General features: G+C 73.3%; 19 protein-coding genes. 18 read left to right on the top strand and 1 reads right to left on the bottom strand.

Annotated elements, in window-relative coordinates; genetic code table 11:
- Nucleotides 1-21 precede the first annotated feature (21 nt).
- A complete protein-coding gene (locus P3T34_RS30815; RefSeq protein WP_280669311.1) occupies nucleotides 22-546 on the bottom strand; it encodes a GNAT family protein in 525 nt (174 codons plus the stop codon).
- 241 nt (nucleotides 547-787) lie between these two features.
- On the opposite strand from P3T34_RS30815, the gene P3T34_RS30810 reads away from it, so the two are divergent.
- From P3T34_RS30810 to P3T34_RS30725, 18 genes are all read left to right on the top strand, one after another.
- On the top strand, nucleotides 788-1,960 hold the full coding sequence (locus P3T34_RS30810; protein WP_280669310.1) for a homoserine O-acetyltransferase: 1,173 nt from the start codon (nucleotides 788-790) through the stop codon (nucleotides 1,958-1,960).
- Between the two features lie 14 nt (nucleotides 1,961-1,974).
- Nucleotides 1,975-3,399 carry a PLP-dependent transferase gene (locus P3T34_RS30805; RefSeq protein ID WP_280669309.1) on the top strand — a complete coding sequence of 475 codons (1,425 nt, stop codon included), beginning with the start codon at nucleotides 1,975-1,977 and terminating at the stop codon, nucleotides 3,397-3,399.
- A complete protein-coding gene (locus P3T34_RS30800) occupies nucleotides 3,396-4,694 on the top strand; it encodes an ATP-grasp domain-containing protein (RefSeq protein ID WP_280669308.1) in 1,299 nt (432 codons plus the stop codon). Before P3T34_RS30805 ends, P3T34_RS30800 begins: the two co-directional genes overlap by 4 nt.
- Nucleotides 4,691-5,977, top strand: a complete 1,287-nt coding sequence (locus P3T34_RS30795) for an MFS transporter (protein WP_280669307.1) — start codon at nucleotides 4,691-4,693, stop codon at nucleotides 5,975-5,977. The genes P3T34_RS30800 and P3T34_RS30795 overlap by 4 nt, the downstream gene beginning before the upstream one ends.
- On the top strand, nucleotides 5,974-6,678 hold the full coding sequence (locus P3T34_RS30790; protein ID WP_280669306.1) for an alpha/beta fold hydrolase: 705 nt from the start codon (nucleotides 5,974-5,976) through the stop codon (nucleotides 6,676-6,678). The genes P3T34_RS30795 and P3T34_RS30790 overlap by 4 nt, the downstream gene beginning before the upstream one ends.
- Nucleotides 6,675-6,953: a phosphopantetheine-binding protein gene (locus P3T34_RS30785; protein WP_280669305.1), complete on the top strand. Its 279-nt coding sequence runs from the start codon at nucleotides 6,675-6,677 to the stop codon at nucleotides 6,951-6,953. The genes P3T34_RS30790 and P3T34_RS30785 overlap by 4 nt, the downstream gene beginning before the upstream one ends.
- A complete protein-coding gene (locus tag P3T34_RS30780) occupies nucleotides 6,950-8,245 on the top strand; it encodes an acyl carrier protein (protein ID WP_280669304.1) in 1,296 nt (431 codons plus the stop codon). Before P3T34_RS30785 ends, P3T34_RS30780 begins: the two co-directional genes overlap by 4 nt.
- Nucleotides 8,242-9,786, top strand: a complete 1,545-nt coding sequence (locus P3T34_RS30775) for a class I adenylate-forming enzyme family protein (RefSeq protein WP_280669303.1) — start codon at nucleotides 8,242-8,244, stop codon at nucleotides 9,784-9,786. The genes P3T34_RS30780 and P3T34_RS30775 overlap by 4 nt, the downstream gene beginning before the upstream one ends.
- The gene (locus P3T34_RS30770; RefSeq protein ID WP_280669302.1) at nucleotides 9,770-11,065 is read left to right on the top strand and encodes a type III PLP-dependent enzyme; all 1,296 of its coding nucleotides are present in this window, start codon (nucleotides 9,770-9,772) and stop codon (nucleotides 11,063-11,065) included. The genes P3T34_RS30775 and P3T34_RS30770 overlap by 17 nt, the downstream gene beginning before the upstream one ends.
- A 4-nt stretch (nucleotides 11,066-11,069) precedes the next feature.
- Nucleotides 11,070-11,321, top strand: a complete 252-nt coding sequence (locus P3T34_RS30765; protein ID WP_280669301.1) for an acyl carrier protein — start codon at nucleotides 11,070-11,072, stop codon at nucleotides 11,319-11,321.
- Complete coding sequence (locus P3T34_RS30760; RefSeq protein WP_280669300.1) at nucleotides 11,318-12,514, top strand: acyl-CoA dehydrogenase family protein; 1,197 nt, start codon at nucleotides 11,318-11,320, stop codon at nucleotides 12,512-12,514. The genes P3T34_RS30765 and P3T34_RS30760 overlap by 4 nt, the downstream gene beginning before the upstream one ends.
- Nucleotides 12,507-13,670, top strand: coding sequence for an acyl-CoA dehydrogenase family protein (locus tag P3T34_RS30755; protein WP_280669299.1), 1,164 nt, complete (start codon nucleotides 12,507-12,509; stop codon nucleotides 13,668-13,670). The genes P3T34_RS30760 and P3T34_RS30755 overlap by 8 nt, the downstream gene beginning before the upstream one ends.
- Nucleotides 13,667-14,338: a 4'-phosphopantetheinyl transferase superfamily protein gene (locus tag P3T34_RS30750; protein ID WP_280669298.1), complete on the top strand. Its 672-nt coding sequence runs from the start codon at nucleotides 13,667-13,669 to the stop codon at nucleotides 14,336-14,338. Before P3T34_RS30755 ends, P3T34_RS30750 begins: the two co-directional genes overlap by 4 nt.
- A 2-nt stretch (nucleotides 14,339-14,340) precedes the next feature.
- A complete protein-coding gene (locus P3T34_RS30745) occupies nucleotides 14,341-15,261 on the top strand; it encodes a hypothetical protein (protein ID WP_280669297.1) in 921 nt (306 codons plus the stop codon).
- A 2-nt stretch (nucleotides 15,262-15,263) separates the two neighbouring features.
- Nucleotides 15,264-16,814 carry an AMP-binding protein gene (locus P3T34_RS30740; protein WP_348534711.1) on the top strand — a complete coding sequence of 517 codons (1,551 nt, stop codon included), beginning with the start codon at nucleotides 15,264-15,266 and terminating at the stop codon, nucleotides 16,812-16,814.
- A 56-nt stretch (nucleotides 16,815-16,870) separates the two neighbouring features.
- On the top strand, nucleotides 16,871-17,374 hold the full coding sequence (locus tag P3T34_RS30735) for a flavin reductase family protein (RefSeq protein WP_280669295.1): 504 nt from the start codon (nucleotides 16,871-16,873) through the stop codon (nucleotides 17,372-17,374).
- A gap of 3 nt (nucleotides 17,375-17,377) precedes the next feature.
- Entirely contained in the window at nucleotides 17,378-18,661 is a 1,284-nt protein-coding gene (locus P3T34_RS30730) for an aspartate kinase (RefSeq protein WP_280669294.1), read from the top strand.
- A gap of 63 nt (nucleotides 18,662-18,724) precedes the next feature.
- Nucleotides 18,725-19,990: a homoserine dehydrogenase gene (locus P3T34_RS30725; protein ID WP_280669293.1), complete on the top strand. Its 1,266-nt coding sequence runs from the start codon at nucleotides 18,725-18,727 to the stop codon at nucleotides 19,988-19,990.
- The last annotated feature ends 15 nt before the right edge of the window (nucleotides 19,991-20,005 follow it).

Raw genomic sequence — 20,005 nt, 5'->3', positions numbered from 1 at the left:
TTCCCCAGCTCACCAAGCGGCTCAGCGCCAGTCGGAGGCCAGCAGACCGAAGATCACCTCGTCGACGAACTGCCCGCTCACCCAGGCGTTGCGGCGCAGCAGACCCTCCTGGACGAAGCCGGCTCCGAGCGCCGCGCGGCTCATCGCGGCGTTGTCCGCCAGCGTCTCCAGCTGCAGCCGCTGCAGTCCGCGCACCGTGAAGCCGTAGTGGCACAGCACCCGCACCAGGTCGCCCGCCAGGCCCCGACCGCGGAACGCCGGGCGCAGCGAGAGCCCGAGGTGCGCCGTGCGGTTGTGCGCGTCGATGCCCCAGAGCAGCGCCGAGCCCGCCAGCTCCCCCGAGGCCAGCTCGACCACCGAGAAGATGGCGACGTTGTCGGCGGGCTCCTTGACAGTGAACGGCGAGGCCGGTCCTGCGGGGATGGGCCGCCAGGGGCGGGTGTCGGAGCGCGAGCGGGTGGCCACGTCCTCGTAGAGCTCGGCGTGCAGAACAGCGACGTCGCTCTCGTGCCGGGCCCGGAGCCCGATCTTCTCACCTTGCAGCATGCGACATTCCTATCGGGCCGGCACCCTGTGATCAACCGGGTTTGGGGTCCGGCGCGGCCCGGGACGGTGTCCGGCGGTGTCCCCTTCCTGACACCCGGAGGCCTCGTTCAGACAGCCAGTTGATCTGGTTCCGCACCCGCCGTGCTGGTGTTCTTGGTGGTGCCACCTCACCACGGCAGGCGCGAATATCGAGCACGGCAGCGTTGAGCGCCTACACGAAGACACTCGCGAAGGCCTATCCATGACCCAGCTGTTGAGCCATAGTGCAACCCGACAACCGACGGCTCCGAAAAGCCCACCACCGGCCACCGGGGCCTGGCTGCCCGGACATCCGGTCGGCCGCCGACAATGGGCCGACCTGCCGACGCCGCTCCGGCTGGAATCGGGCGCGGTGCTGCCCGACGTGCGTATCGCGTACGAGACTTGGGGAGAACGGGCGCCGGACGGCTCGAACGCCGTCCTGCTGCTGCACGCGCTGACCGGCGACAGCCACGTCGGCGGACCAGCCGGGCCCGGGCACCCGACCGCCGGGTGGTGGGACCAGTTCGTGGGCGCCGGAAGGCCGTTGGACCTCGACCGCTGGTTCCTGGTGGTCCCCAACGTGCTCGGCGGCTGCCAGGGCAGCACCGGACCGTCCTCGGCCGCGCCCGACGGACGGCCCTGGGGCAGCCGGTTCCCGGCACTGACCGTCCGGGACCAGGTGAACGCGGAGATCGCGCTCGCCGACGCGCTCGGCGTGGACACCTGGGCGGCCGTCATCGGCGGCTCGATGGGCGGCATGCGCGCCCTGGAGTGGGCCGTCGGCGCGCCCGAGCGGGTCCGCCGGCTGGGCCTGCTGGCCTGCTCGGCGGTGTCCTCCGCCAACCAGATCGCCTGGTCCTCACCGCAGTTGCACGCGATCAGGAGCGATCCCGGCTGGCACGGCGGCGACTACCACCACGCCCGCCCCGGGCAGGGACCGCACCGCGGACTCGGCATCGCCCGGCGGATCGCGCACATCACCTACCGCGGCGAGCTCGAACTCAACGCGCGGTTCGGGCGCCGCCGACACGTCGGCGACGACCAGCGCACCGATGAGCGGTACGCCGTCGAGTCCTATCTCGACCACCACGCCGAGAAGTTGACGCACCGCTTCGACGCGGGCAGCTATCTGGCGCTGACCGAGGCGATGAACAGCCACGACATCGGCCGCGACCGCGGCGGCGTCGTCGCGGCGCTGCACCGGATCCGGGCCCGCACCGTGGTCGCCGGAATCAGCAGCGACCGGCTCTTCCCGCTGCCGCAGCAGCGGTTGATCTCCGAAGCGGTGGCGGACTGCGCCGGGTTCAGCATCGTCGACTCGCCCGTCGGCCATGACGCGTTCCTCGCCGAGGGCTCACAGATCGGCGCGATTCTGACCGGAATCCTTCAATGACCGCGAAGGAAGAAATGACCGCGAGGGAAGAAATGACCGCCAGCCGCACCAGCCACGCACAGTCGGAGCCGGAGCCGGATTCACTGTCGGATCCGGATTCGCTGTCGGATCCGGGCGACCAGGCCACCTGGAGCTTCGAGACCCGGCAGATTCACGCCGGAACGGCACCCGACCCCACCACCGGCGCCCGCGCGGTCCCGATCTACCAGAGCGGCTCCTTCGTGTTCCGGGATTCCGAGCACGCGGCGCGGCTGTTCAACCTGGAGGAGAAGGGCCACATCTACTCGCGGATCCAGAATCCGACGCACGAGGCCGTCGAGCTGCGCATCACCGCCCTGGAAGGGGCAGTTGAGTCCGTCGCGGTGGCCTCGGGACACGCGGCGGTGGCGCTCAGCGTGCTGAACCTGGCGAGCGCGGGCGACCATGTGGTGTCCAGCGCGGCGCTGTACGGGGGCACGTACAACCTGCTGCGCCATCTGCTGCCGGACTACGGCATCGAGACGACCTTCGTCAACGACCCGGACGACCTGGAGGAGTGGCGGCGGGCGATCCGGCCCAACACCAAGCTGCTGTTCGGCGAGACGATCGGCAATCCCCGCAACAACCTGCTGGACGTCGCCGCGATCGCGGACGTCGCGCACGCGGCCGGGCTGCCGTTCGTGCTGGACAACACCGGCCTGACCCCCTACCTGCTGCGGCCGGTGGAGCACGGCGCGGATGTGGTGGTGCATTCGAGCTCCAAGTACCTCTCCGGGCACGGCACGGTGATCGGCGGCGTGGTCGTCGACTGCGGGACCTTCGACTTCGGCGCGCACGCCGAGCGGTTCCCGCAGTTCAGCGAGCCCGACCCGAGCTTCCACGGCCTGCGGTTCTGGAAGGAGTTCGGCCCCGGCGCGTACGCCCGCAGGCTGCGGTTGCGGCTGCTGCGCGACCTCGGCCCGGCCACCACGCCGTTCACCAGCTTCCTGGTGCTGCAGGGCCTGGAAACGCTCTCGCTGCGGATGGCCCGGCACTCGGCCAACGCCCTTGAGCTGGCAGCCTGGTTGGAGAGCCGGCCTGAGGTCTCGGCAGTGCACTTCCCGGGCCTGGCGTCCAGCCCCTGGTACGACAGCGCCCGCCGCTACCTGCCGAACGGGGTGGGCGGGGTGGTCGCCTTCGAGCTGCACGGCGGGGTCGAGGCGGGGGTCCGCTTCGTCGACGCGCTGCGCCTGGTCAGCCACCTGGCCAACATCGGCGACGTACGCACCCTGGTGATCCACCCTGCCAGCACCACGCACAAGCAGCTCTCCGCGCAGGAGCAGCTCGACACCGGGCTCGCCCCCGGCCTGATCCGGCTGTCGGTGGGCCTCGAAGCGGTCGCCGACCTCAAGGCCGACCTTATCGCCGGGCTGCGCGCCGCGGCCCCCGCCCAGCAGCCCACCGCGGGGAGCACCCGATGAAGCACCTGCTGTTCGTCGAGTCAACCGGCCTGGGAATCCACGCACTTGAGTACGCCCGCAAGCTCGGCCACCGCACCACCCTGCTCTGGTCGCCGAGTTACGACTTCTTTGCCGCCCCCGAGGTGCGCCGGCAGGCGCGCGAGTCGGTGGACCAGGCGATCCGGGTCGAGGACATTCAGGATCCGGTTGCCGTGCTGGCCGCCCTGCACGGCGCCGGGATCCACACCGGGGAGATCGACGCGGTGCTCACCACCCTGCATATGTGTGTGCTGCCGGCCGCCGAGCTGGCCGAGGCGATCGGCGCCCTCGGCACCTCCCGCGAGGCGATCAACTCAGCCCGGGACAAAGGGCGTTGCCGCACCATTCTGCGCGAGCAGCAGATCCCGAGCCTGGGCTTCGCGGTGGTCACCGAGGCCGCGCAGGCACTCGCCGCCGCGGCCGCCATCGGCTACCCCGTGGTGGTCAAGCCGGTCAGCGGGCTCGGCAAGACGGTGACCGCCATCGCGCACTCGCCGCAGGAGGTGAGCGCCCACTTCGCGCAGGCCGACGCCCGCTGCGCCGAGCTCGTGCCGGGGCTGGCCGCCGAACTCGACGACCGCTTCATCGTGGAGGAGTTGGCGGTCGGGCCGCTCTACTCGGTCGAAGTGGCCACCGACGGCGTGTCGTTCACCCCGCTGGCCGCCGTCCGGCGCAAGACCGGCCTGGACAACCCGGTGCTCGAACTCGGCTCCACCATGCCCTGCGGCCTGGACTCCGAGGCCGAACGCGAACTCGGGGCGTACGCAGTGCGGGTCTGCCGGGCGCTCGGCCTGGACCTCGGGATCTTCCACGTCGAGGTGATCGGCACCGCCGACGGCTTCCGGCTGGTCGAGGTCAACCCGCGGATCGCCGGCGGGACGGTGCCCGAGGTGATCCGCGCGGCGACCGGGCAGAACCTCTTCGAGACGCTGGTCACCCTCTTCGACGGTGGGCCGGTGCCCGCCGAGCCGTACCCGGTGCGGACCGCCGCCAGCCACACCTTCCTGGCCACCGCCGAGGACTGCACGGTGCGCGGCGACCTGCCGGCCGACTGGTTCGAGGCCTTCCGGCCCCGGCTGCACTCCGGCGACAGCAGCATCGAGGCGGGCAGCCGCCTGCGCCGGATGGACGGCAACTTCGACACCTACGGGGTGGTCCGGGTGACCGCCAAGGACTTCGCCCGGGCCGAGCTGGACTGCACGCAGATCAGGTCCGAGATCGAGGAGCTGCTCGGCGTCAGGATGACGCCGGTGGCCCCGTCGGGAGGCCCGTCATGACGCCCGCCGGCGGTGCGCGCGCGCTGTTCGGCTCGCCGCGCTTCCTGGTGCTCTGGGCGGCCATGCTGATCAGCTCCACCGGCACCTTCTTCCTGCTGCTCACCGTCTCGGCGCGACTGCTCGACCAGCACGGCTCGGGGCTGAGCGCCTCGGCGGTCTTCGGGTTCCAGTGGATCCTGCCGATCCTGCTGGTCACCACCGTGCGCCGGGCCTGCGAGGGCGCCCGGCTGCGGCGGACCGTGGTCTGCGTCGAACTGGGCGGCGGGCTGGTCTCGTTGACCATCGGCGTGCTGCTGCAGCACGGCTTGGTGGCCGCGGTGCTTGGCTGCTTCCTGGTGCGCGGCCTGCTGGAGGGGATCACCAAGACGGCGCGGGTGGTCTACGCCCGCCGGCTCTTCGACGGGCCGACCCTCAAGCTCGCCTCCTACACCTTCAACAACTCCTACTACCTCGGCAGTGCGCTGGGCGGGGTGCTGGGCAGCCTGCTGGCCGGCCACGTGTCGGTGGAGACGGCGGCGGCCGTCGACGCCTCCACCTTCGTGGTCTCGGCGTGCTGCTACCGCTGGCTGCCGCAGGTCTCGGCGCCCCGGGCCGCCACCGCCCGAAGCGATGAGCCGAGTCGGCTCGGACTGCGGCGCCAGATCGCGGGTGTGCTGCGCGGACGGCCCGGCCTCACCCGCGCGGTGGTCTATCTGATCGTCGCGGTCGGCGCCTTCCAGGGCTTCCACAGCACGGCCCGCACGGTCGTGCCGATCCGGGTGCTGCACCTGGGCGACGCCTCGGTGATGCACCTACAGATCGTCTGCGGGCTGGCGCTGGTCCTGGGCGCGATCGCCGTCCCGGTCCTGCTGCGGCGGATGGCGCCGGGCCGGCGGCTGGGCCTGGCGGCGAACACCGCAACTGCCGGGGCGATGGTGCTGCTGCCGTACGCGAGTGGGCCGTTGACGCTCTTCGCCGCCTACTTCGGCTACCTCTTCCTCTTCGAGTTCGCCTTCACCGCGGCGCAGGCCGAGATCATCCAGGACTGCCCGCCGAGCGAGCTGGTGCTGCTCACCAGCTTCACCAACGCCACCGGCAACGGGCTGCTGGTGCTCTGCACACTGCTGACCGGTGGGCTGTCGGACGTCATGGACTTCCGCCTGGTCGCCCTGCTGCTCGCGGTCCTGGCGGCGGGCGCGGGCCTGGTCGCCGAAGTCCGGGTCCGCCGCCAGGTCGCGATCGCCGCACCGGTGGCCGCCTCAGCGCTCCGGCGCCCGCCGCTGGCCCGAACGGATGCCTCATGAGAACCCTCGACCACCCCCTGCTCAGCTCCTTCAGCCGGCGGCCCGGTCCGCTCAGCTCCGTGCTGCTGCACCCGGCGGGCGGCGGCCTGGGGCAGTACGTCGGCCTGGTCTCCTGGCTGGCCCGCCGGGGCGTCGTGCACGGGGTGCGGGCGCCCGGCCTGTTCGGCGACGAGCAGCCGGACGACAGCCTCCAGGCGATGACCGAGCGCTACCTGGCCCTGCTGCAGGCCCTGCCCGCGCCGCCCGACCTGCTGATCGGCTGGTCCCTCGGCGGCCTGCTGGCCTGGGAGTTGGCCGCCCGACTGGCCGGCGGCGGACCGCCGCCCGCGGTCGTCATGGTGGACAGCTTCGCCGAACCGTGGTCCGCCTACCACCGATCGCACGACGAGCTGATGGCGGCCATCCTGCGCGGGGCGGCCCTGCCGCTCGACCCGGCGGCCCAGCAGCGTGCTACCCGGACCGCCGACGCGCACCTGACGGCATGCGCCGCCCACCGGGTCACCAGCCGGCAGCCCGGGCGGACCCTGCTGGTGGCCTGCGCCGCGCCGGAACGCGACGAGCAGATCGCCCAATGGGAAACCCGTACCAGTGAACTGACGGTCCGCCACCTCGACTGCGGACACTTCGAGGTGTTCCAGCCGGAGCACTTCCGCGCGCTGCTGCGCCACCTCGACGACTTCCTCCCCTGGAGCCCCCGATGACCACCCATCTGGCGACCGGCGACGTCCGCGACTGCGTCAAGCGCCTGCTCGGCGCGCAGTGCGCCGCAGCCCTCGACCCCGCCGACATCCGCGACGACGAACCACTGGCCGGCGGCCTGCTCGCCCTCAACTCCCTTGCCCTGCTGCAGATCCTCGTCGAACTGGAGGACGAACTGGAGGTGCTGCTGCCCGACGACATCTTCGTCGGCCGCACCTTCCGCACCGTGCAGGACCTGATCGCGGTGGTGCTCGGCGCGACGGAGGCGGCGCTGTGACAACCACAACCACGACCACGAGCACGAGCACGACCGCCGACACCTCCGCCCCGCTCTCGACCCTGCCCGCCGAACTCTTCGACTGCCTGCAGGTCAACCTGGGCCTGCTGGCCGACCGCTGGCACGGTGGCGGCACCCATCTGCGGCTCGGCGCGGCACTGCGCCTGGACCCGCGGCCCGGACCCGGCGGCCTGCCCACCGTGGAGCGCAGCACCGAGCAGCAGCTCGCCGAGGCGCAGCAGCGGCTCGGCCTGGTGCTGCGCGAGCTGCGCACCGAGAGCTCGGGCGCGGCCGTCCGGCCCGGCCCCGGCTGCTACCTGGTGGCCGACGCCTACCACCTGCCCTGGGTACCGTACTTCGGGCGGCGGCACCTGGAACACAGCTTCCTGGCCGAGACGGACCCGAGCGGTGCGATCACCATCGTGGACGGCTACCACAACGAGACGCCCTGGGGCAGCGCGCGACCGGGCCGCTGGACGCTGGACGCGGCGCGGTTTGCGGCCGCGCTTCCCGGCCCGGTGACGGTGGCGGAGTTCGCCCCCGACCCGGCCGGGCCCGGCGCGGCCACCGACGCCTCAGGTCCGGGCGCCGTCGAGCCGATCGGCCCGGCCGCCGTGCTGACCTATGTCGGCGCCTATGCCGAGCACTCCGACCGGGCCGCCGCGCTGGAGCAACTGACCCTGGAGACCTGGCTGCTGGCCCGCTCCCGCAAGCTGCACGCGGCCTTCGCCCAGGCCACCGGGGCCACCGGGGCGACCGGGGCGAGCACGGCGCGCGTGGCGGAGCACCTTCGGGCCTGGGACGCGCTGACCGAGCAGGTGTACCTCGCCTACCGCCGGGTCGAGCGCGGCCGGGCCGAGCCGCAGGGGCTCCTCGCCCGCCTCGCTCTGCTGCTGACCTCGGACGCCGAGGTCTTCGGGTCCCCGGTCGAGCAGCCCGCCTCTCCCTCGCAGAGCGACCCGTCCGACCAGTCCGCGCAGTCCGCGCAGTCGGTCGAGGAGCTGCGCCGCACGGTGGCCGCCGTGGCGGCGGCGGTGCTCGGCGCGACGCCGGAGCAACTGCTGGCCGGGCAACCACTCAGCGAGCTGGCGACGTTCAGCTCCTTCCGGATCGTGGAGATCGTCGAACGCCTGGAGCACGAGCTGGGCATCGAGTTCGACGCCGACGACCTCGTCCCCGAGAACCTGCACCAGGTCGACGCCCTCTGCGCCGTCGTCCAGCGTTCACCGTCAACCGGCGCCAGGCCGGCACCCGCCGCTGCAGCGCTTCCGCACCAGGGGAAGGTCCGATGAGCACCCAGCCAGCGATATCCGTCCTGCACCAGCTGCTCGACCGGGCCGCCGACCGGTGGCCCGAGCGCCCGGCCGTCACCAGCGGCGAACAGAGCCTGACCTACCGCGAGTTGGACGAATCCAGTCGGCGGCTCGCGCACTGGCTGGCCGACGGCGTCGGACTGCGGCGCGGGCAGCGCCTGGTGGTCAGCGCGCCCACCTCCACCCTGCTGCCGGTCCTGGTCTATGCGGCCTCCCGGGTCGGCGTGGCCTTCTCACTGCTCCACGAGCAGGTCCGCGGGCTGCAGTTGGAGCACATCCTGGACGACTGCGAACCGGCGCTGCTGGTCAGCGACTGCGAATCGTCGCTGGCCGCCGCCGAGTTGCGCGGCATCACCGCGCTGGACGTCGAGTCGGCTGCCCGGCACGCCTTCGACCCGGCCTTCGACGTGCACGCCGATGCGCACGCCGCACTGCCGCCGGCCCCGCTGGGCGTCGACCCGGTCTGCCTGATCTACACCTCCGGCACCACCTCGCTGCCCAAGGCCGTGGTCAGCACCCACCAGCAGATGGTGTTCGCCATCCAGGCGATCCAGCACGAACTGGCCTACCGCACCGAGGACGTGGTCTACAGCCCGCTGCCGCTCTCCTTCGACTACGGGCTCTACCAGCTCTTCCTGGCCGTGCACGGCGGAGCACACGTCTGGCTGGGCCGGCCCGCCGAGGTGGGACCGGCGCTGCTGGCCAACCTGCGGCGCTCGCAGGCGACCGTGCTGCCCGCCGTCCCCGCCGTCGCCGACGCGCTGGCCCGCCTGCTGCGCCGGGCCGGCGACCGCACGCTCCCGCTGCGGATGCTCACCAACACCGGCGCCGCGATGCCGCAGGAGGCACTGGCCGCGCTGCGGGCGGCGATCCCCGCGCTGCGGGTGCACCTGATGTTCGGGCTCACCGAGTGCAAGCGGGCCACCATCATGCCCGCCGACGAGGACCTGACCCGCCCCGGCTCCAGCGGGCGGGCGCTGCCGGGCACCGAGGTGTTCGTGGTGGACGACGAGGGCCGGCGCCAACCCCCGGGCGAGGTGGGCGAGATCGTGGTCCGCGGCCCGCACGTGATGGCCGGCTACTGGCGCCGCCCCGAGCTGAACGCACAGCGCTTCCACCGGGTGGAGGGCCTGCTGCCCGAGCTGCGCACCGGCGACTACGGCTGGCTGGACGCCGACGGCTTCCTCTACTTCACCGGCCGGCGCGACGACATCTACAAGGAGAACGGGTTCCGGGTCAGCGCCACCGAGGTGGAGGCCGCGGCCCGCCGGCTGCCCGGGGTGGACTCCGCCGCCGTACTCGCCCCGAGCGGCGGTGAGCCGGCCCGGCTCTTCGTCACCGCGGTCGACGGGCTGAGCGCCGCCGAGGTGCTGGTCGGGATGCGCGAGCAGATCGAGGAGTTCAAGATCCCCCGGCACTGCCTGGTCCTGCCTGAGCTGCCGCTCACCGGCAACGGCAAGGTCGACCGCAAGGCGCTGGCGGCTCGGGTGCGGGAGGCCGGCGATGTCCGCACCCGCTGACACACTGGCCACCGCGCTGCCCGTGGCACTGGAGGCCCTGGCGGGCGTGCCGACCCCGGCGTACGTCTACGACCTGGCCGAAGTACGGCGCAATCACGACCGGTTGCGGGCCGCGCTGCCCGAGCGGGCCGGCCTGTACTACTCGCTCAAGGCCAATCCGCACCCCGCGCTGCTCGCCACCCTGCGCGAGTGCGGCGCGCACCCCGAGGTCTGCTCCACCGGCGAGCTGGACGCGGCGCTGGCCGCCGGCTGGCCGGCCGGTGACGTCCTCTACAGCGGTCCTGGCAAGCGCGACGCGGAGGTCGCCGACGCCCTGGAGCGCGGAGTGCGGCTCTTCTCCGTCGACTCCCCCCATGCCATCGAGCAGTTGGACCGCCTCGCGGCGGCCCGCGCGCTGGCGGCCGAGTGCCTGCTGCGGGTCAACGACGACCAGCCGGTGCCCGGCCAGGGCCTGGCGATGACCGGAGTGCCCTCGCAGTTCGGCGCCGACACCGGCTGGGTGCTGGCCGAGCCGGCCCGGTTCACCGGCGGCGCGCACGCCAAGGTGGTCGGACTGCACCTCTACATGGGCAGCAACCTGAGCGAAGTGGGCGCCCTGCTGGGCCAGTTCCGCCAGGCCCTGGACACCGCCCGGCGGTTGGCGGCGGTTCTGGCCGAACACGGCGTACGGCTTCGACTCCTTGACCTGGGCGGTGGGTTCGGCGCTCCGTTCGCCAAGTCCGGTGCTGCCGTCGACCTTTCGGAGCTGCGCGGTCCGCTCACCGAGCTGCTGGCCGAGCTGGGGAGCTGGTCGGCGCGGCCGCCCGACGTGTCCTTCGAGTCCGGGCGCTATCTGGTCGGCACCGCCGGCACCCTGCTGACCGCCGTGCTGGACGTCAAGCGCTCGCATGGCAGGACCATCGCGGTGCTGGAGTCCGGCATCAACCACCTGGGCGGCAATCCCGGGCTGCGCCGGCTGCCGCCGCTCTCGCCGCACGTGCTGAGCCAACACTCCGAGGGCCAAAGCTCGGAGGGCGAGTCGAGCACGAGCACCATGGTGACCGGCCCGCTGTGCACGCCGCTGGACACCTGGGCGCGGGACGCCAAGCTGCCCGCGCTGCGCCCCGGCGACCTGGTCGCGGTGCCCAACGTCGGCGCCTACGGCCTGTACGCCAGCCTGGTCGCCTTCCTGGGCCACCCGCTGCCCGTGGAGGCCGTGGTCGACAGCGACCGGCCCGACCGCGCCCCGGAGATCTCCCGTCTGACCCTGACCCGCACGTCCGAGCCCACTCAGGAGTGAACCAATGGACCCGCGCTTCGTCGAACTGCTCACCCCCTTCCTCAAGTTCGCCGCCGGTCGGGAGCTTTCGCCCGAATCCGGCCTGCGCGAGCTCGGCCTGGACTCCATGCAGGCCATCGAGCTGCTCTTCGCCATCGAGGACACCTTCGCCGTCTCCCTGCCGGACGAGGACATGAACGACACCACCTTCGCCACCGCCGGCAACCTGTGGAACGCCATCCTCGGGGCGCTGCAGACCTCGGCGAGCCCGGCATGACCGCGCCCGTCCTCGAAGCCCGCGCCGCCGGGCGGCTGCTGCCCGAGCTGCTGGCGGAGCTCACCGACCGGGTCGCCGCCGCGGCCGCCACCGAGCTCGCCCGAACCGACCGGGAGGCGCTCTTCCCGCTCGCCGCGCTGGAGGAGCTGCGCCGCACCGGGCTGCTCGGCCTGCTGGTGCCCGTCCAGTACGGGGGCCTCGGCGGCAGCACCGCCGACCTGATCGAGGCGAGCATCAAGCTGGGCCGGACCGACCTGTCGGTGGCGATGGTCTTCGCGATGCACTGCCAGCAGGTCGCCGCCGTGGTCCGACATGGCAGCGACCGGATCCGCGCCGAGCTGCTGCCGGAGGTCGCCGCCGGGCGCAGCTACCTGGCCTCGGTCACCACCGAGGCCGGCAAGGGCGGCCACCTGCTGACCGCGCAGTCCGAGCTCGACACCGCGGACGGCGAGCTCGTGGTGGACCGCTTCGCCCCGATCGTGACCGGCGGCGAGCACGCCGACGCCTTCCTGCTCACCATGCTCAGCCCCGGCGCCACCTCGCCGAGCCAGGTCTCGCTGGTCTACGCCCGCCGCGACCAGCTCGGCGTGGAGGCCTCCGGCGACTGGCAGCCGCTGGGTATGCGGGCCAGCCACAGCGTGGCGCTGCGGTTGCGCGGGCGGGTGCCCGCACACCAAGTGATCGGCGAGCACGGCGACTTCCGCACCATCGTGACCTCGGTCTTCGGGCCGCTGGCGCACCTGGGCTGGTCGGCCTGCTGGCTGGGCACCGCGGCCGGGGCACTCTCCCGGGTGCTGCGGCTGCTGCGCGCACCGGAGAGCCGGGGCCGCGTCGATCTGGACTCCGAGCTGCTGCTGACCCGGCTCTCCCGATCCCGCCAGCGGCTGGACACCGTGTACGCGCTGCTGATGCGGACCGAGCAGACCGTGGCACGCGGCACCGACCTCAGCCGGCCCAGCATCCAGCTCCAGCTGAACGCGCTCAAGATCACCGCTGCGGAGGAGTGCTACCGGGTGGTCGACGAGTTGGTCGACGCGGTCGGCATGCGGCACGGCTACCTCAAGGACTCGCCGACCCGGCTGGAGCACTCGCTGCGGGACCTGCGCTCGGCGGTGCTGAACTACAGCAACGACCGGCTGCACCTGGCCGACGGCAAGCTCGCCCTGCTCGACCCGGAGGTGCGGTTTGCCTGACCACCTCGCCCTCGCGGACCAACTCGCCCTGGCGGGCCGGCTCGACGAGGCCGCCCGGTTCCGCCAACGCGTCGAACAGGCCCTGGCCGACCTCCCACCGCCGACCCCACTGCCGCACCTGTGGCGGGCACTGGGCGAGAGCGGCGTGCCGGCCGGGCTCTACCGGCGCGGCGGCCCGCTCGGCCCGGTCGCCGAGCCGGCCCACCTCGCCGCGCTGCTGCGCGCGGTGGACGCCCGCGGCGACAACGGCGTGACGCTGGGTGTGCTGGTGCAGGCGGCGAGCGCCGTGCCGGTCCTCGGCTCGGGCGCCGGCGACGCCTGCGGCACCGCCTACCAGCGGGTGCTGGCCGGGACGGCCACCGTCGCACTGGCCGCCACCGACGCGGCCGCGCCCGGCTCCGACCTGGCCGGGCTCGGCACCGAAGTCACCATCGACGAGCGCGGGTTGACGCTGCGCGGGGGCAAGCGGTGGATCACCGCCGCGTGCTGCGCGGACTACCTGCTGGTGCTGGCCAGGCAGCGTCCCGGTCGCCACTTCACCAGCTTCAGCTGGGTGCTGGTTCCCGCCGACGCCGACGGCCTGACGGTGCGCGCGGCCGACACCGACCTGCTCGCCGGGTCGGGCACCGGTCACGTCGAGTTCGACGACGTACGGCTGCCGGCCGACCACCTGGTTGGCCGCCCCGGGCGCGGACTGGCCGTCTTCGCCCGGCACATGGGCACCGAGCGCCTGGCCGGCGCGTACTGGGCCGTCGCGCTCACCAGCCGGGTGCTGGCCGAGACCCAGGCGCGGCTGGCCCGGCGCACGGTGGACGGCCGACCGCTCTGGCAGCACGAGGCGATCCGCCAGGACCTGGCGACCTGCCTGGTCAAGGTGGCCGGACTGCGCGCGCTGCACGAGAGCCTGGGCGAGCAGATCGTCGAACGGCAGGATCTCGCGGCGGCCGCGCTGCTGAAGTCCGCAGTCGGGCTGACGGTGGACGCGGTGCTCTCGCGGTGCGCGCAGCTGCAGGGCGCCGACGGGCTCGCCCGCGGCGGCGTCCAGCAGATCCGGGCCGAGGCCGGGGTGTGCGGGATCGGCGGCGGAGCAACGGAACTGATGCTCAGTCATGTTGCCGACAGCGCTGAGCAGTTGCTCGAAGGCCTGCGGTCATGACCGGGTCCGTTGCTTCGGCTGCCAGGCCGGCCGGCTCCGTGACCGGGTCGGTCAGGGAGGTCGCAGCCGGCGTCTGGGTGCTCAGCGCGCCCCGACCGTGCTGCGCCGAGAGCGCGGCGCACCCGGCCGATCTGGCCTCGGCGCGCGTCATGGCACCGAGGCGGCGCTCCGAGTTCCTGGCCGGTCGGGCAGCGCTGCGCCAACTGCTGCGCACCGTACGGCCCGACCTCGCGGACGCGGCCGTCCGGGCCGACCCGCGCGGCCGGCCCGTCCTGGCCGGGCACCCGGAGGTCGGCATCAGCGTCTCGCACGACGGCGACACCGTCGCGGCCGCCGTGGCACCCGGGCGGCGGGTCGGCGTGGACGTCCAACTCCCGCCCGTCGCACCGTCCGACAACCTGTTGCGGCGCTGCCTGCGCGAACGCGCCGACCAGTTGGCCGCCCTGCCGCCGGCCGGCCGTGGCGGGGAGCTGGCCTGGGTCTGGACGGTGCAGGAGGCCTGCGTGAAGGCCACCGGCGACGGACTGGCCGGCCGTCCCTGGTCGATCGACGTCCCGCTCGGCCGGCGCCAAGGCCGCTGGGGCCCGTACACCTGGGTCAGCCTGCGCGACCACTCGCCCATCCCGCTCAGCTGCGCCTTCACCGACCCGCCCGCCGACTTGGAGTGACGATGCGCCTGACCACCAGGGCGGCCACGCTGCCCCGGCTCAGCTGCTACAGCACCAATCTGGTCGCCTGCCTGGAGCAGGACGACCCCGACATCCGCCGACGGATCGGTCACGCCGTACGGCTCGCGGTGCGCACCGACCTGCCCGCCGGCGAGCTGGCCTTCGTCCAGCACACCCCCGTGGATGCCACCGCGGACGGCCGGACGCTGGCCTACCGCGGCAGCCCCGAGTGGTCTGCCGCCCGGGCCGGGCTGATCACCGAACTCGCCTGTCGGGACAGCGTGCTGGCGGTCGGCAACACCGCGCAACTGAGCTGGTCGCCCGGCTACGGCCACCCTGGCGCGCCGCACTGGCTACTGCTGCACGAGTACCGCGACGGGTGCTGGCTGGTCGCCGACCACTTCAGCGCGCTCACCCCGCACGGCGAGCAGGAGCCGTATCTGAGCTGGCTGGAGGACGCGGAGCTGGCCCGCGCGCTCACCCCGCTGCCGGCTCCGGCGCCCGAGGTGGTCCGGCGCGACGCGCTGGCGCTGGGCCGGGCCGTCCAGGTGCCGCCGCCGGGCCACTACCGCTGGCTGACCCGGGCCGCCGAGCCGACTGCGCCCGATCAGGCGCAGTGGACCACCGAGCTCGCCGAGGCCCTCGGCCTCGTGCACACCGCCCTGACCGCCCAGCCGGCCGCCGCCGGCCGCTACGCCGACGACCTCTGGGCCGCCGGCCGGCACTACGCCCACCGCTACATCGTGCTGGTCGCCGACGACGCGCTCGACCCGCGGGCCGCCGTCAACGCCACGGCCGCGTGGGGCGAGCTCGCCAAGACCCTGCGCTTCGCGGCCCGCTCCGCCGAGCGCGGCCGCCCGCGCACCGGCGTCGTCGACCAGGCCTTCGCCCACCTGCTGCGCGCCCTCCCCCAGGACGGATGACCATGCAACGGACCCTGTACGCCCGGTTCGCCGCCTCGGCGGCGCGCCACCCCGATCACCCGGCCCTGGAAATCGGCCAGGACCGGCTGAGCTACCGGGAGTTGGGCCTGCTCGCCGAGGGCCTGGCGGCCCGCATCCTGGCGGCCCACGGTGGCGCGGCCGGCTGCGGTGGCGCCGCGCCCGCCCGGATCGGCCTGCTGGCCGAGCGCAGCCCACTCGCCTACGCCGGCTACCTCGCCGTGCAGCGCCTGGGCGCCACGGTGGTGCCGCTCAACCCGGCCTTCCCCGCCGCCCGCAACGAGCGGATCGCCACCGCCGGCGCGCTGGACCTGGTCCTGCTGGAGGGCGAGCCGCCCGCCACGTTCCCGGTGCCACTGCTGCAACTGTCGCAGCACGCCGGCCCGGTGGCCGCGCTGCCGCCGTACCGGGACGAACCCACCGGCGCCGCGTACCTCTTGTTCACCTCGGGCTCCACCGGTGAGCCCAAGGGCGTGCCGGTCACCCAGCAGAACGCCGACACCTACCTGACCCATGTGATCGAGCGCTACCAAGCGGGACCCGGCAGCCGGATCTCGCAGACCTTCGACCTGACCTTCGACCTCTCGGTCTTCGATATGTTCACCGCCTGGGGCAGCGGCGCCACCCTGGTGGTGCCGACCCGCCAGGACCTGCTGGCGCCCGTACGATGGGTGGCCGAACGGGAGTTGACGCACTGGTTCTCGGTGCCGTCGATGGTCTCGTTCGCCCGCCGGATGCGCGCACTGAAGCCGGGTCGGATGCCCTCGCTGCGCTGGAGCCTGTTCTGCGGCGAGCCGCTGACCCTGCAGCAGGCCGAGGCCTGGGCGGCGGCGGCGCCCGGCAGCGTCCTGGAGAACCTCTACGGTCCCACCGAACTGACCATCAGCTGCGCCGAGTTCAGGCTCCCTTCGGACCGCGCCCAGTGGCCCGAGCCGGCCAACGGCACGGTACCGATCGGCGCACTGTTCCCCGGCCTGCCGCACCTGGTCCTCGGCGAGGACGGACGGCCCGCCGACCAGGGCGAGTTGGTGGTGCGGGGCGCGCAGCGCTTCCCCGGCTACCTCGACCCGGCCGACAACGCCGGCCGCTTCCTCAGCTTCGACGGCGAGCGCGCCGGCGGCTACGACGGCACCGAGCCGCTCACCGACCAGCACTGGTACCGCACCGGGGACCGGGTCGGCCGACTGGACGGGCAGCTGGTCCACCTCGGCCGACTGGACCAGCAGGTCAAGGTGCACGGCTACCGGATCGAACTCGGCGAGGTGGAGGCCGCGTTGCGCAGCCGGCCCGGGGTGCGCGACGCGATCGTGCTGGCCGCCCCGAACGGACGCGGCGAGAGCACCCTGACCGCCGCCTGCACCGGCGGCGGCCTCGACCCGGCGGAGCTGACACAGGCCCTGCGCGCCCAACTCCCCTGGTACATGGTGCCCGGAGAGATCACCGTCCTCGCGGAACTCCCGCTGAGCGCCAACGGAAAGATCGACCGCCGCGCGGTCGGCGCCACCCTTGCCGCCCTCGCCGCCCCTCAAGGCTGAGCAACTCCGGTACAGATCAGCAGATATCAGCAGACCTGACACCTTACGGAGCATCAATGAAGACCCAGGGACTCATCCCGGCCCAGGCGACCGTCAGCCCCGAGGACTACCGCTACGCGATCTCCCGGCTTCCCACCGGCGTCACGGTGATCACCGCGGCGGGCCCCGACGGCCCGGCCGGCTGCACGGCCAACGCCGTGATGTCGCTCTCGATGGACCCGCCGAGCCTGCTGGTCTCGCTCACCGGCGGCAGCCGCACGCTGGACCGGATACTGGCGGCCGGCGCCTTCGCGGTCAATGTGCTGACCTGGTCGGACCGCGCGCTGACCCAGCAGTTCGCCACCGGCACGGCCGCTGAGCGGTTCGCGGGGGTGCCCTGGGACATGGTGCACGGGGTGCCGGTGCTGACCCGCTCCTCGGTCAGCGTCGTCTGCACGGTCCGCGAGGCCGTGCCGCTGCTCGACCACACCGTGGTGGTCGGCACGGTCGCCTGGGCGCTGGCCAACGACGCCGAGCCGTCGGTGCTCTACCGCCATGAGCTGTACGCCGTGGGCGGGTGAGCGGTGATGCTGGTCGTCCAGAAGTACGGCGGCTCCTCGCTGCAGAGCATCGAGCGGATCAAACGCGTCGCCGAGCGGGTGCGCCAGACGCGCCGCGACGGTCACGACGTGGCGGTGGTGTGCTCGGCGATGGGTGACACCAGCGACGAGCTGATCGAACTCGCCGGCCAGGTCTCGCAGGCGCCGCCCGCAAGGGAGTTGGACATGCTGCTGACCACCGGCGAGCGGGCCTCCAACGCACTGCTGGCGATGGCCGTCGACGCGCTCGGCGTGCGGGCGCGCTCCTTCTCCGGCGGGCAGGCCGGGGTCCGCACCGACTCGGCGCACGGCCGGGCCCGGATCGTCGAGGTCGACCCCGCCCGGATCCGGGCGGCCCTGGACCAGGGCACGGTGGCGCTGGTCGCCGGCTTCCAGGGGATCAGCGCGGAGACCGGGGACGTCACCACCCTGGGGCGCGGCGGATCCGACATCACCGCCGTCGCGCTGGCGGCCGGGCTGAAGGCCGACATCTGCGAGATCTACACCGACGTGGACGGCGTGTTCAGCGCCGATCCGCGGGTCGTTCCGCACGCCCGACTGCTGCCCTCGGTCAGCTACGAGGAGATGCTGGAGATGGCGGCGGGCGGCGCGAAGATCCTGATGACCCGCTGCGTGGAGTACGCGCGGCGCCACCAGGTGCCGCTGCACGTCCGGTCCTCCTACACCGACGCCTGCGGCACCTTCGTCACCGGCTCTGCGACCGAGCCGACCGAGCTGCCCGCGCTGCCCGCGCCTGGTGACCCGGCTTCGCCGGTCGTCGTCGGGATCGCCCACACCCGCGCCGTCACGCTGCTCACCGTGGAGCCCGTGCACGAGGCCGGCGCCGCCGAGATCGCGGCGCTGCTGGCCCGGGCCGGCATCCCAGCCGACCCCGCGCCGCGCTTGCGCGAAGGCTCGCAGTCCGCCCAACTCACCTTTGCGGTAGCCGAGTCGGACGCCCGGCAGGCGGTCACCCTACTGCGCGACCAGCAGGACCGGCTCGGCTTCGACCGCCTGCACCAGGACACCGGGTTCGGCCGGATCTCGGCGGTCGGCGCGGGCCTGCGCTCGCGTCCCGACGCGGTGTCCACCTTCTTCCGCACGCTCGCCGAGGCCGGTATCGAGGTCGGCTTCCTGTCCGCCTCGGGCATCCGGATCTCCGGCATCTGCCGCGCGGACCAGCTCGAGGAAGCCGTCCGGACCCTGCACAGCGGGTTCGGCCTCGACAGCGAGACCACCGCCGCCGTCTACGCCGGCACGGGACGCTAGACCTCGACGCCAGACCTCGACGTTAGACGCCCCCATCGTCAAGTGCCGGAGAAAGGAAGGGTCATGAACTCCCGACCGTTGAAAGTGGCTGTGCTGGGGTGCGGGGTGGTCGGGACGGAGGTCGTCCGCCGCCTGCACGGTGCGGCGTCCGAACTGGGCCGCCGGATCGGCGCGCCGATCGAACTCGCCGGGGTGGCGGTGCGCGACCTGGACCGCGCGCGCGGCACCGGCATCGATCCCGCGCTCTTCACCGACGACCCCTTCGAGCTGGTCAAGCGCGCCGACGTCGACATCGTGGTCGAGCTGGTCGGCGGACTGGAACCGGCCCGCTCACTGGCCATGGAGGCGATGGCGCACGGGGCCTCGGTGGTCAGCGCCAACAAGGCGCTGATCGCCGCGCACGGACCCGAGTTGCACGCGGCGGCCGCCGACCGGGGCGTGGACCTGCACTACGAGGCGGCGGTGGCGGGCGCCGTCCCGCTGCTGCGCACGCTGCGCGAGTCGCTGGCCGGCGACGACATTGAGCGGGTCGTCGGGATCGTCAACGGCACCACCAACTTCATTCTGGACCGCATGAGTTCGACCGGAGCGGAGTTCGCCGAGGCACTGCGGGAGGCGACCGCGCTGGGCTACGCCGAGGCGGAGCCGTCGGCCGACGTGGAGGGGCACGACGCGGTGGCCAAGGCCGTCATCATGACGGCGCTGGCCTTCCACACCCGGATCTCGCCGGCCGAGGTCCACCGCGAGGGCATCACCGCCGTCACGGCCGCCGACATCTCCCAGGCCCAATCCCTGGGCCACGAAGTGAAGTTGCTGGCGATCTGCGAACGCGACCGCCGGGACGGCGCCGTCGCGGTGCGCGTGCACCCCACCTGGGTCCCGCGCGGCCACCCACTGGCCTCGGTGCACGGCGCGGACAACGCCGTCCTGGTGGAGTCCACGGGCGCGGGCCGGCTGCTCCTGCAGGGCGCGGGCGCGGGTGGCACCCCCACGGCCAGCGCGGTCCTCGGCGACCTGGTCGCCACCGGCCGGCGCCGCGCACTGGGCTCCACCGCCGCCCCCGCACCACTCCAACTCCCGGGCCAGCTACGGCAGATCGGCGAGATCCCGACACGCTGCCAACTCAGCCTCGGCACCCTGGCGGTGGCGGACGTGGTCGCAGCGCTCGACCGCCACGAGATACCGATCGAGACCGTCCTGCACGCCGGCGAGGACCTCTGCGTCCTGACCGGCCCCGCCCCCCACGCCCGGCTGACCGCAGCCCTCGACACCCTGCAGACCCTCAACCCGACCCACCGCGCACCACGCTTCACGCGCCTGCTGGACTGAGAGGCCAGCCCACCA

The sequence above is a fragment of the Kitasatospora sp. MAP12-44 genome (assembly GCF_029892095.1).
GTDB lineage: Bacteria > Actinomycetota > Actinomycetes > Streptomycetales > Streptomycetaceae > Kitasatospora.
Note: the sequence above shows the minus strand (reverse complement) of the source record. Positions and strands in the feature narration are given on the sequence as shown.

Excerpts from the sequence above, each read along its gene's own strand:
- P3T34_RS30815 (WP_280669311.1), bottom strand. The coding sequence starts at position 546 with ATGCTGCAAGGTGAGAAGATCGGGCTCCGGGCCCGGCACGAGAGCGAC.
- P3T34_RS30810 (WP_280669310.1), top strand. The coding sequence starts at position 788 with ATGACCCAGCTGTTGAGCCATAGTGCAACCCGACAACCGACGGCTCCG.
- P3T34_RS30805 (WP_280669309.1), top strand. The coding sequence starts at position 1,975 with ATGACCGCGAGGGAAGAAATGACCGCCAGCCGCACCAGCCACGCACAG.
- P3T34_RS30800 (WP_280669308.1), top strand. The coding sequence starts at position 3,396 with ATGAAGCACCTGCTGTTCGTCGAGTCAACCGGCCTGGGAATCCACGCA.
- P3T34_RS30795 (WP_280669307.1), top strand. The coding sequence starts at position 4,691 with ATGACGCCCGCCGGCGGTGCGCGCGCGCTGTTCGGCTCGCCGCGCTTC.
- P3T34_RS30790 (WP_280669306.1), top strand. The coding sequence starts at position 5,974 with ATGAGAACCCTCGACCACCCCCTGCTCAGCTCCTTCAGCCGGCGGCCC.
- P3T34_RS30785 (WP_280669305.1), top strand. The coding sequence starts at position 6,675 with ATGACCACCCATCTGGCGACCGGCGACGTCCGCGACTGCGTCAAGCGC.
- P3T34_RS30775 (WP_280669303.1), top strand. The coding sequence starts at position 8,242 with ATGAGCACCCAGCCAGCGATATCCGTCCTGCACCAGCTGCTCGACCGG.
- P3T34_RS30770 (WP_280669302.1), top strand. The coding sequence starts at position 9,770 with ATGTCCGCACCCGCTGACACACTGGCCACCGCGCTGCCCGTGGCACTG.
- P3T34_RS30765 (WP_280669301.1), top strand. The coding sequence starts at position 11,070 with ATGGACCCGCGCTTCGTCGAACTGCTCACCCCCTTCCTCAAGTTCGCC.
- P3T34_RS30760 (WP_280669300.1), top strand. The coding sequence starts at position 11,318 with ATGACCGCGCCCGTCCTCGAAGCCCGCGCCGCCGGGCGGCTGCTGCCC.
- P3T34_RS30750 (WP_280669298.1), top strand. The coding sequence starts at position 13,667 with ATGACCGGGTCCGTTGCTTCGGCTGCCAGGCCGGCCGGCTCCGTGACC.
- P3T34_RS30745 (WP_280669297.1), top strand. The coding sequence starts at position 14,341 with ATGCGCCTGACCACCAGGGCGGCCACGCTGCCCCGGCTCAGCTGCTAC.
- P3T34_RS30740 (WP_348534711.1), top strand. The coding sequence starts at position 15,264 with ATGCAACGGACCCTGTACGCCCGGTTCGCCGCCTCGGCGGCGCGCCAC.
- P3T34_RS30735 (WP_280669295.1), top strand. The coding sequence starts at position 16,871 with ATGAAGACCCAGGGACTCATCCCGGCCCAGGCGACCGTCAGCCCCGAG.
- P3T34_RS30725 (WP_280669293.1), top strand. The coding sequence starts at position 18,725 with ATGAACTCCCGACCGTTGAAAGTGGCTGTGCTGGGGTGCGGGGTGGTC.